The organism is Pseudomonas sp. JC1203, assembly GCF_056175065.1.
In genome coordinates this window covers 127,561-138,277 of record NZ_JBWCAM010000012.1, presented here as the reverse complement: position 1 = coordinate 138,277, position 10,717 = coordinate 127,561, and the positions used below count along the sequence as shown (strand labels likewise).

The window sequence follows — 10,717 nt, the reverse complement described above, 5'->3', positions numbered from 1 at the left end:
TCGCGCGCGTAAAGCGCCGCCGCTATCCCGTAGCCGCACCTGTCTTGTGGGAGCTGGCTTGCCAGCGAGCTGTTAGGGCCCCACCAACTCGCTGGCAAGCCAGCTCCCACAGGATGTAGCAGCGGCGGGGCGGCCATCCGCCGCCAGGCCGCGTCCTTGGCCCCGCGATCACCGGTGGGTAGCGATCCAGATCAACAGCCCCGCCTGGAACACCGCGAACGCCACCAGGCAGGTGATGGTGAAGCGCAAGCCGGCATCTTCGCGCTTGAACTTGCTGACCTTTTCTTCCTGCTGGCGCAGCTTCACCTCCAGCTCCTGCAGGTTCTGCTCGGCCAGTTGCAGCATGTTGGCGGCGTCGAGAATCTCCACCACCTGCACCTTGTCGCCGTTCCAGGTGGCAATCATCTCGCCCACCTGCACGCCTTCGTAGCTGGCCTTGAGGTGCTGGGCGTCGGCATAGCTGACGGTCAGGCCATGGCTTTTCAGCACGTGGTCGCGGCGCAGGCGGGTGTCTTCGTTGAGCGCGTCCTTGCTGGCCAGCGCGGCGCCTTCAACCCGGTAGTGCGCCCATTTGCGCTGTGCCCAGATTACCCCCTGGGCAATCAGGAAGCGCCCCAGGCCGCGGTTGAGCGGCTCCATGAACAAGCCCGAGTCGGGGCCGAAGCGCACGGTGCGGGTGTGGTGGTTGGCCCACACTTCCAGGCGGTTCTGGTCCTTGCGCACCTTCTGCCCGGGCAGCTGGATGTCCATGCGCAGCAGGCTGTAGTCGCGGCTGTGGCGCTCGGCGCGGCCGAACTGCACGAAGCGCAACGGCCGCGCGCCGGTGGCGCGGTCCACCGGCAGGGGCACCAGACGCAGCATCTTGAAGTGTTCAGGCAGCACATCCGCCCACGGCAATTCCACCGGTACGGGGGCCTGTTCAGGTTCGACAGCCACTTCGGGTGACTCTGGGGTTTGCGTATCGGTCATCTCGGCGATCCTCTTTCGCGCAGCGCTGCGGGTATCAAAGCGGATACCTGCATCGGCGTATCGGCAGGGTTTGCCGATACTTGCGTGCTATTTGCGCGATCAGTGCACCGATTGGATAAACGCCACCACGTTGCGGCCCAGGGCATCGGCCAGGGGCAGGTTGCGGTCGTTATAGGACGCCACCTGGGCCTTGAGGTCATTGGGCACGATGCGCAGCACGTGGTTCATGCCGTCGATCAACACCAGCCTGGCCTTGGGCTGCGCAGCCTTGAGCGCCTGGGCGTCGGCGACGCTGACCTGGATGTCATTGCGGCCCTGCACAATCAGCGCCGGCACGCTCAGGCGGGCAAAGGCGGCGGCCGGGTCCTGGCGCAGCAGCGACACCAGGTAAGGCTGCACGCTGGGGCGGAACACGACTTGTAAGGGGGCTGGTACATCAGGGTCGTACTGGCCGGCCTTGAGGCGGTCCAGCAGTTGCCCGCTGCGCAGCACCAGGTCTGCGGGCAGGCGGCCCTTGAGCTGTTCGCGAATCACCTGGTCCAGCGGGCGGCCGCTGCCGGCCAGGGAAATGACCGCGTCGGCGCCGGCCTTGGGCGCGGCCAGGGCGGCAATCAGCGCGCCTTCGCTGTGGCCCAGCAGAATCAGCGGGCCGTAGTGCGGGTCGGCCTTGAGCTTCCGGGCCCAGGCCTGGGCGTCGGCCACGTAGCCTTCGACGCTGAGGGTGCGTTCATCCGGGGCCAGGGGCTGGCCGCTGGCCACGCCGCGTTTGTCATAGCGCACGCTGGCGATGCCATGGTTGGCCAGCAGCAGCGCCAGCTTGCGCAGGCTGTCGTTGCGCCCGCCCTGGGGGTTGTTGCCGTCACGGTCGGTGGGGCCCGAGCCGGAAATCATCAGCACCACCGGCACCGGTTTACCGGCCATCGGCAGCAGCAACGAGCCGTGCAATACGCCGCTGCCGGTATCCAGGTCGATGGGGCGCTGGGCAATCACGGGGGCGGCCTGCAGCAGGGGGCAAACGAAGAAAATCAGCAGCGCAACAATACGTAACATCATCAAGCCAGTATCTGGGAGGTGGCAGTTGGACTTATACCAAGGGCGAAGGTTCGCACATCCAGGGATGAATCAGGCCACCAGCGTGCGTATACTGGCCGTCTGATCTGATTTTGGCTGATTTCGCGGAGCGTCCTGCATGTCCGGCAATACCTACGGCAAGCTGTTCACAGTCACCACCGCTGGCGAGAGCCATGGCCCGGCGTTGGTCGCCATTGTCGATGGCTGCCCACCGGGCATGGAACTGTCCCTGCAAGACCTGCAGCGCGACCTGGACCGGCGCAAGCCCGGCACCAGCCGCCACACCACCCAGCGCCAGGAGCCCGACGAGGTCGAGATCCTGTCGGGCGTGTTCGAAGGCCGCACCACCGGGTGCGCCATCGGCCTGCTGATTCGCAACACCGACCAGAAGTCCAAGGACTACTCGGCGATCAAGGACCTGTTCCGCCCGGCCCACGCCGACTACACCCTGCACCACAAGTTCGGCGAGCGCGACTACCGTGGCGGTGGCCGCAGCTCGGCGCGCGAGACCGCCATGCGCGTCGCCGCCGGCGCCATCGCGAAGAAATACCTGGCTACCCAGGGCATCGTCATTCGCGGCTACATGAGCCAGCTGGGCCCCATCGAAATCCCGTTCAAGAGCTGGGACTCGGTGGAAGACAACGCCTTCTTCAGCCCCGACCCGGACAAGGTCCCCGAGCTTGAGGCCTACATGGACCAGCTGCGCCGTGACCAGGATTCGGTCGGTGCGAAAATCACCGTGGTTGCCGAAGGCGTGAAGCCTGGCCTGGGCGAGCCGATCTTCGACCGCCTGGACGCCGAACTGGCCCACGCGCTGATGAGCATCAATGCCGTGAAGGGCGTGGAAATCGGCGCCGGCTTCGCCTGTGTGTCCCAGCGCGGCACCGAGCACCGTGACGAAATGACCCCCGAAGGCTTCCTCAGCAACAACGCTGGCGGCATTCTGGGCGGCATCTCCTCGGGCCAGCCGATCGTTGCGCACCTGGCGCTGAAGCCTACCTCCAGTATTACCACCCCGGGCCGTTCCATCGATGTGCACGGCAACCCGGTGGAAGTCATCACCAAGGGCCGTCACGACCCGTGCGTAGGCATCCGCGCCACGCCAATCGCCGAGGCCATGATGGCCATCGTGCTGATGGACCACCTGCTGCGCAACCGCGGCCAGAACGCCGACGTGCGCGTCACCACCCCGGTACTGGGCCAGCTGTAATGGCCCCGGCCCCCGGGGCTGCCGGGGTTCCCTACTGGCGGCTCTCGGGGTTCTACCTGTTCTACTTCGCCTTGCTGGGCGCCACCGCACCCTTCCTGGCGATGTACTTCGACCACCTGGGCTTCGCCAGCGCGCGCATCGGCGAGCTGGTGGCCATTCCCATGCTGATGCGCTGCATTGCGCCCAACCTGTGGGGCTGGCTGGGTGACTACACCGGCCGGCGCCTGGCCATCGTGCGCTTCGGCGCCATCTGCACCCTGGGCTGCTTCTCGCTGATTTTCGTCAGCAAGACCTACGCCTGGCTGGCCATGGTCATGGCCCTGCACGCGTTCTTCTGGCACGCGGTGCTGCCGCAGTTCGAGACCATTACCCTGGCGCACCTGCACGCCCAGCCGGCGCGCTACAGCCAGGTGCGGCTGTGGGGCTCGATCGGGTTCATCCTCACCGTGGTGGTCATGGGCCGCCTGTATGAATGGTGGAGCCTGGACGTCTACCCGTACGCGCTGGTGGTGATCATGGCCGGCATCGTCGTCAGCAGCTTCTGGGTGCCGAACATCCAGCCGCAGGTGGACCCACGGCGGCCGGCGGCGGACGGTTTCCTCAAGCAATTGCTGCGCCCCGGCGTGCTGGCCTTTTATGTGTGCGTGGCGCTGATGCAGGTCAGCCACGGGCCGTACTACACCTTTCTCAGCCTGCACCTGGAGCACCTGGGCTACAGCCGCGCGGTGATCGGCGTGGTGTGGGCCGTGGGGGTGGTGGCCGAGGTGCTGATGTTCCTGGCCATGAGCCGCATTCTGGGGCGCTATTCGGTGCGCCAGGTGCTGGCGGCCAGCTTCCTGCTGGCGTCGCTGCGTTGGGTGCTGCTGGGCAGTTTCGCCGACCACCTGGGCCTGCTGATCCTGGCCCAGGTGATGCACGCGGCTACCTTCGGCAGCTTCCACGCAGCGTGCATTCATTTCGTCCAGCGCACCTTCGGCGCTCGCCAGCAGGGCCAGGGCCAGGCGCTGTACGCCGCCCTGGCCGGCACCGGCGGCGCGTTGGGCGCGCTGTATTCGGGTTATAGCTGGAACAGCCTGGGGCCGGCCACGACCTTCGCGCTGGCCAGCCTTGCCGCGCTGGCCGCGGCGGTCATCATTGCCACACGGCTCAAGGAGGAGGCGGCATGAGCGTTGAACGCGACACCCTGGCCCAGCAGATAATCGAAGCGGGACGCTTCCTGTACGGGCGTGGCTGGTCACCGGCCACCAGCAGCAACTACTCCGCGCGGCTGAGCGCCGACCAGGCCCTGCTGACCGTTTCCGGCAGGCACAAGGGCCAGCTGGGGCCCGATGATGTGCTGGCCACCGACATGGCCGGCTGCAGCCTGGAACCGGGCAAGAAACCCTCGGCGGAAACCTTGCTGCACACCCAGTTGTACGCCTGGCAGCCGCAAATCGGCGCGGTATTGCACACCCACTCGGTGAATGCCACGGTGTTGTCACGGCTCACCCCGGGCGCCTTCCTTGATTTTCAAGGCTACGAGCTGCAGAAGGCCTTTGCCGGCATCACCACCCACCAGTCCACCGTGCGCGTGCCGATTTTCGACAATGACCAGGACATTGCCCGCCTGGCCGCCCAAGTGCAGCCGTGGCTGGCCGCCCACCCCGATTGCGTGGGCTACCTGATACGCGGCCACGGCCTGTACACCTGGGGCGCGGCCATGAGCGACGCGCTGCGCCAGGTCGAGGCCTTCGAATTCCTGTTTGAGTGCGAATTGAAAGTGCGATCGGTCACCGGTCGCTAGAAAAAAGGAGTTGGCCCTGATGAGCAGCCTGACCGTGTACCACGTGTCCACCCCGGACATCCCCAACAAAGTCCTGACCCACGTCGAGGACATCGCCGCCACCCTGGGCGAGCATGGCGTGCGTTTCGAGCGCTGGCAGGCCAACGCGCCAATTCAGCCCGGGGCCAGCCAGGAACAGGTGATCGACGCCTATCGCGGCCAGATCGACCAGTTGATGACGGAATGCGGCTACCAGACCGTCGACGTCATCAGCCTGGACCGCGACCACCCGCAAAAAGCCCAGCTGCGCGCCAAGTTCCTCGATGAGCACGTGCATGGCGAGGACGAGGTGCGCTTCTTCGTGGCGGGGCGTGGGCTGTTCACCCTGCACATCGACGACTACGTGTACGCCGTATTGTGCGAGAAGAACGACCTGATCTCGGTGCCGGCCGGCACGCCGCACTGGTTTGACATGGGCGAGCAGCCGCATTTCGTTGCCATTCGCCTGTTCAACAACGCCGAAGGCTGGGTGGCGAAGTTCACCGGCGAGGAAATCGCCAGCCTGTTCCCGCGCCTCGAAGACTGACCCCGGAGCCTGCATGCCCATCACCGCCATCCTTACCGACATCGAAGGCACCACCAGCGCGGTGAGCTTTGTGTTCGACGTGCTGTTTCCCTTTGCCGCTCGCCACTTGCCCGAGTACGTGCGCGCCCACGCCAGCGAACCTGCGGTGGCGGCGCAGTTGGACGCCGTGCGCCAGCTTGGCGGTGAGCCCGGCGCCGATGTCGAGAGGGTTATCGCCATCCTGCTGGGGTGGCTGGCCGAGGACCGCAAGGCCACGCCGCTGAAGGCCTTGCAGGGTATGGTATGGGCGGAGGGTTACCACGCCGGCCTGCTCAAGGGCCACGTGTACCCCGACGCCGTGGAGGCGCTGACGCGCTGGCATGCCCAGGGCTTGACGCTGTACGTGTATTCGTCGGGCTCGGTGCAGGCGCAACAGTTGATTTTCGGCTGCTCGCAGGCGGGTGACCTGACGCCATTGTTCAGTGGCTACTTCGACACCACTTCGGGCGGCAAGCGGGACGCGCAGTCATACCGCACCATCAGCGCGGCCATGGGCGTGGCGGCTGGGCAGGTGTTGTTCCTGTCGGACGTGGTGGAGGAGTTGGATGCGGCGCGGGCGGCCGGCATGCACACGGTGGGGCTGGTGCGTGAAGGCGGGGAACTTGGCGACCACGCCTGCGTCGAAAGCTTCACGCAGATTCGCGCCGGCTGATTCAAGGGCAGAATCTGCTCCCGGGTGGGAGCGGGCTCTGCCCGCGAAAAGGTATCCCGTGTTTCAGGCCGAATGATAGGTCGGCAACGCGAAGCGATTCTGGCTCTGCAGCATGTTGATTGCGGGCAGCTCGCTGGCAGCACCCGCCAGGTCGCGGCGAATGGCGCTGATCACCCAGGTCAGTTGCTCTGCGGTGTGCAGCTGCTGGTACGAAATCGACCTTCTGGTCACTTTCCCTTCGGTGTCACGCAGGGTAAGCAGCACGGCGCCATCGGGGCGCGGTTGAGTGGTGACCTCGTAGCCTGCGAATACGGAAGCGAATTTTTCTTGAATGAAGTTCATGTCAGCTCCTGGCTCTTTGGTTGGCAAACCTGTGAGTAAGGAGTGCAGAGCGCGTGCCAGTTTTGCCAGTAGGGCGAAACCCAATGAAACCGGGCACTTCAGGAGAATCGTGATTTTCAGATCCGTGCAAAATGCATGACTGGTCATTTGTTGCACGGCATTTTGCGCGACGGGTTCGGACAAACCCGGGGGAGGGCGGGGCGACTTTTACGTCATCCCTATGGTCTATGACAACGTATTGCCAATTAATTCCCTTGCCCGGCGCCATAGGCAGGTTCTGTTGACCGCCTGTCGCCGCGCCCGGACACTGAACAGCATTAGCCAGCCAGGAGAATCCACCATGACCGACGCTCAAACCGCCCGCCAGATGACCCCGGACGAGGCCGCCGAGTTCGCCGCGCAAGTGTTCGACGTGGCCCGCAGCGGCGATGCCGAGATGCTTGGCCGCCTGCTGGACAAGGGCTTGCCGGTGAACCTGCGCAACCACAAGGGTGACACCTTGCTGATGCTGGCCGCCTACCACGGCCACCAGGACGCCGTGCGCGCGCTGCTGGCCCATGGCGCCGACCCAGAGATTCGCAATGACAACAACCAGAGCCCTGTGGCCGGTGCCGCGTTCAAGGGTGACCTGGCGGTTGTGCAACTGTTGATAGAGGGCGGTGCCAGTGTCGAAGGCGCCGGTGGCGACGGCCGTACCGCGCTGATGATGGCGGCCATGTTCAACCGCACCGCCATCGTCGATTACCTGCTGGCCAAGGGCGCCAACCCCCACGCCCGCGATGCGAACGGCGCCACCGCCCTGGCTGCGGCGCAGACCATGGGCGCCCAGGACACCGCCGCGCAGCTGGCGAAACTCACGGCCTGATACCCTCGGGGCGCGAATGCGGCTATCCTTTGCGCCCTTTTTTTGTCTGCTGCAGGCTGCCCCCATGAAAGACCAACTGATTGAACTCATCACCAAGATCAGCTCGGGCTGCCTGGCGGACGCCGACATCGCCCGCATCGCCGACGAAGCCGCCCAGGCCTACGCCGACCCGCAAGCGTTCCTGGCGGCCAACCCGGACATCAACTACGACGACAGCTTCCCCATCGCCCTGGGCGAATGGGTAGTGGTGGGCAGCCTGCCCGAGACCGTGCTGTTCCAGGCCGACAGCTACCAGGACCTGTTCCAGCAGATCACCGACTCGTTCGGCCCGGGCGTGGCGTTCAACTTCAAGGCCAAGCAATTGGCCAAGGTGGAACCGCTGACCGCGCTCAACCGCATCCAGGTGCAGATGAGCAGCCTGGCCAAGGAAGACGGCGGCTACACCCTGGTCAACTTCAGCCAGCCGCTGGATGACGAGATGCAGTGCGTGCTGGTGTTCGGCAAGGACGTGGAGCGCGTGCTGGAGCTGTGCGCGGCAGTGAACATCGCCGCCGCCCCGTCCCTGGAAGCCCTCAAGATCGCCGTGCACCGCTAACCCGTAGCAGCTGCCGAAGGCTGCGTCCGTGTTCCAGGCACCCATTGCGGCGCCCCCGGACGCGGCCTGCGGCCGCTGCTACGGTGCGGTGGGCTACGCTGAAGGGGGAATCCCCTTCTCGGAGCACTCCCCATGGGTTCCACCTTCAACGGCCTGGTCGGCCTGATCATTCTTGCCCTGGATATCTGGGCAATCATCAATGTGCTGAAAAGCAGCGCCGAAGTCGGCATGAAAATCATCTGGGTGCTGTTGATCCTGCTGTTGCCGGTGCTGGGCCTGATTATCTGGGCCATCGCCGGCCCAAGGGGCAATGTGCGGCTCTGAATTGTTACGCGGTGTGTGGGGGGCAGTCTTGCCCCCCGTGCAGCAAGGCTTTCACAAAGATATGACGTGGCCCCAGGCAAAATTATGCAGTGCATCCCCTGCCATCTTGATGCACCATTTGCCGCCTCGTGATTCACGATTCCAATAAACCATCCACGGATTTTCTATCGACATGGCCAACACGGACGCCTTGGGTCCGGCGCAGGCGTATAAACGCCGGCAGCCGACCGTCAAATCCCACCTTGCCTACACGTTGCTCAGCGGCCTGGCCATCATGGTCCTGCTCAGCCTGCTGCGCCTGGCATTGCTGATGTACAACCGTGAAATGATCCTCGACACCCCGGCCGCAACCTTCGTCGAGGCGTTCGGCAACGGCCTGCGCTTCGACGTGCGCCTGGTGGTGTACACCCTGGTGCCGCTGCTGATCGCCACGCTGGTGCCATGGCTGATGGCCCGCCGCGGCCTGTGGCGCTTCTGGCTGACCATCACGTCCAGCGCCATGATGTTCCTGGGCCTGATGGAATTGGACTTCTTCCGCGAATTCCACCAGCGCCTCAACGGCCTGGTGTTCCAGTACGTCAAGGAAGACCCGAAGACCGTACTGAGCATGCTCTGGTACGGCTACCCGGTGGTGCGCTACCTGCTGGCCTGGGCCCTGGTAACCTGGCTGCTGAGCCTGGTGTTCAAGGGCATCGACCGCCTGACCCGCCCGCGCGTGGACTACGTGGCCAGCGGCCGCCGCCCGGTGGCGCCGTGGTATGGCCGCGTGGCCGTGTTCGTGGTGCTGCTGGCCGTGGCCGTGGTCGCCGCCCGTGGCACCCTGCGCCAGGGCCCGCCGCTGCGTTGGGGGGATGCCTACACCACCGACTCCAACTTCGCCAACCAGCTGGGCCTCAACGGTACCCTCAGCCTGATCGGCGCAGCCAAGAGCAGCTTCTCCGACGAGCGCGACAACATCTGGAAGGCCACCATCCCCGAGGATGATGCCCAGCAGACCGTGCGCAACATGCTGCTGACCGCCAACGACAAGCTGGTGGACGCCGACACCGCCGCGGTACGTCGCGACTTCACGCCGCCGGCGCAGAACGTGATGGGCTACAAGAACGTCGTGGTCATCCTGATGGAAAGCTTCGCCGGTCACTCGGTAGGCGCCCTGGGTGCACCCGGCAACATCACCCCGTACTTCGACAAGCTGGCGAAGGAGGGCGTGCTGTTCGACCACTTCTTCTCCAACGGCACCCATACCCACCAGGGCATGTTCGCCACCATGGGTTGCTTCCCGAACCTGCCGGGCTTCGAATACCTGATGCAGACCCCGGAAGGCGCGCACAAGCTGTCGGGCCTGCCGGAGCTGCTCAGCGCGCGCAACTACGATGACGTGTACGTGTACAACGGTGACTTCGCCTGGGACAACCAGTCGGGCTTCTTCGCCAACCAGGGCATGACCACGTTCATCGGCCGCAATGACTTCGTCAACCCGGTGTTCTCCGACCCCACCTGGGGCGTGTCCGACCAGGACATGTTCGACCGTGGCGCCCAGGAACTGGCCAAGCGCGACAAGGCTGGCAAGCCGTTCTACGCCTTGCTGCAAACCCTGTCCAACCACACCCCGTACGCCATTCCGTCGCCGCTGCCGGTGCCTGAGGTTACTGACCGTGGCCCGCTGAACCAACACCTCACGGCCATGCGCTACTCCGACTGGGCCCTGGGCCAGTTCTTCGAGAAAGCCCGGAAAGAGCCGTACTTCAAGGACACCCTGTTCATCGTGGTGGGTGACCATGGCTTCGGCAACGAGCAGCAGATCACCGAGATGGACCTGGGCCGCTTCAACGTGCCCATGCTGATGATCGGCGAAGGCCTGCAGCAGAAGTTCGGCGCGGTGAACCACACCGTGGGCACCCAGATCGACATCGTGCCTACCATCATGGGCCGTGTTGGCGGCGAAACCCGCAACCAGTGCTGGGGCCGTGACCTGCTGAACCTGCCGGACGGCGACAAGGGCTTCGGCGTGATCAAGCCATCGGGCAACGAACAGACCGTGGCCATCATCACCGGCGACCGCATCCTGGTTCAGCCCAAGGACATGCCGCCGCGCATGTTCCGCTTCCAGATGGGCAGCGACCCGAAAGCCGAGCCAATTGCCGATCAGCCTGACCAGGCCGACCTGCTGCACAAGCTCGACTCGTTCATCCAGACGGCCACCAAGAGCCTGCTGGACAACACGGCGGGCGTGGCGGATTCGAAGAAGTAAGCGAATACGCCTGCAATGAAAAAACCGATGCCAGCGATGGCATCGGTTTTT

General features: G+C 64.9%; 12 protein-coding genes. 9 read left to right on the top strand and 3 right to left on the bottom strand.

Going from position 1 to position 10,717, the window contains the following annotated elements:
• Positions 1–168: 168 nt before the first annotated feature.
• Together AC0SZ7_RS18870 and AC0SZ7_RS18865 are read right to left on the bottom strand one after the other, a co-directional pair.
• Positions 169–969 (bottom strand): hypothetical protein, encoded by an 801-nt coding sequence (locus tag AC0SZ7_RS18870; protein WP_475505800.1) that lies wholly within the window; start codon positions 967–969, stop codon positions 169–171.
• A gap of 99 nt (positions 970–1,068) precedes the next feature.
• Positions 1,069–2,022 (bottom strand): alpha/beta hydrolase, encoded by a 954-nt coding sequence (locus AC0SZ7_RS18865; protein WP_475505799.1) that lies wholly within the window; start codon positions 2,020–2,022, stop codon positions 1,069–1,071.
• A gap of 136 nt (positions 2,023–2,158) precedes the next feature.
• On the opposite strand from AC0SZ7_RS18865, the gene aroC reads away from it, so the two are divergent.
• Genes aroC through mtnC form a run of 5 tightly spaced genes read left to right on the top strand, consistent with a single transcriptional unit; the run spans position 2,159 to position 6,289 of the window.
• The gene (aroC, locus tag AC0SZ7_RS18860) at positions 2,159–3,250 is read left to right on the top strand and encodes a chorismate synthase (RefSeq protein ID WP_475505798.1); all 1,092 of its coding nucleotides are present in this window, start codon (positions 2,159–2,161) and stop codon (positions 3,248–3,250) included.
• A complete protein-coding gene (locus AC0SZ7_RS18855; protein WP_475505797.1) occupies positions 3,250–4,416 on the top strand; it encodes an MFS transporter in 1,167 nt (388 codons plus the stop codon). The genes aroC and AC0SZ7_RS18855 overlap by 1 nt, the downstream gene beginning before the upstream one ends.
• On the top strand, positions 4,413–5,033 hold the full coding sequence (locus AC0SZ7_RS18850) for a methylthioribulose 1-phosphate dehydratase (protein ID WP_475505796.1): 621 nt from the start codon (positions 4,413–4,415) through the stop codon (positions 5,031–5,033). Before AC0SZ7_RS18855 ends, AC0SZ7_RS18850 begins: the two co-directional genes overlap by 4 nt.
• A 19-nt stretch (positions 5,034–5,052) precedes the next feature.
• Positions 5,053–5,598, top strand: a complete 546-nt coding sequence (locus AC0SZ7_RS18845; protein WP_475505795.1) for a 1,2-dihydroxy-3-keto-5-methylthiopentene dioxygenase — start codon at positions 5,053–5,055, stop codon at positions 5,596–5,598.
• Between the two features lie 13 nt (positions 5,599–5,611).
• Complete coding sequence (mtnC, locus tag AC0SZ7_RS18840; RefSeq protein ID WP_475505794.1) at positions 5,612–6,289, top strand: acireductone synthase; 678 nt, start codon at positions 5,612–5,614, stop codon at positions 6,287–6,289.
• Between the two features lie 63 nt (positions 6,290–6,352).
• Here mtnC and AC0SZ7_RS18835 read toward each other — a convergent pair whose 3' ends face one another.
• Positions 6,353–6,631 (bottom strand): DUF3509 domain-containing protein, encoded by a 279-nt coding sequence (locus AC0SZ7_RS18835; RefSeq protein WP_475505793.1) that lies wholly within the window; start codon positions 6,629–6,631, stop codon positions 6,353–6,355.
• Between the two features lie 340 nt (positions 6,632–6,971).
• Here AC0SZ7_RS18835 and AC0SZ7_RS18830 point away from each other — a divergent pair, with 340 nt between their 5' ends.
• The 4 genes from AC0SZ7_RS18830 (at position 6,972) to AC0SZ7_RS18815 (ending at position 10,666) form a co-directional block, all read left to right on the top strand.
• Complete coding sequence (locus AC0SZ7_RS18830; RefSeq protein WP_475505792.1) at positions 6,972–7,496, top strand: ankyrin repeat domain-containing protein; 525 nt, start codon at positions 6,972–6,974, stop codon at positions 7,494–7,496.
• Positions 7,497–7,560: 64 nt separating this feature from the next.
• Positions 7,561–8,091 carry a hypothetical protein gene (locus AC0SZ7_RS18825; RefSeq protein WP_475505791.1) on the top strand — a complete coding sequence of 177 codons (531 nt, stop codon included), beginning with the start codon at positions 7,561–7,563 and terminating at the stop codon, positions 8,089–8,091.
• A gap of 132 nt (positions 8,092–8,223) precedes the next feature.
• Positions 8,224–8,415, top strand: a complete 192-nt coding sequence (locus tag AC0SZ7_RS18820) for a PLDc N-terminal domain-containing protein (protein WP_416427556.1) — start codon at positions 8,224–8,226, stop codon at positions 8,413–8,415.
• Between the two features lie 172 nt (positions 8,416–8,587).
• A complete protein-coding gene (locus AC0SZ7_RS18815) occupies positions 8,588–10,666 on the top strand; it encodes an LTA synthase family protein (protein WP_475505790.1) in 2,079 nt (692 codons plus the stop codon).
• Positions 10,667–10,717: the final 51 nt, after the last annotated feature.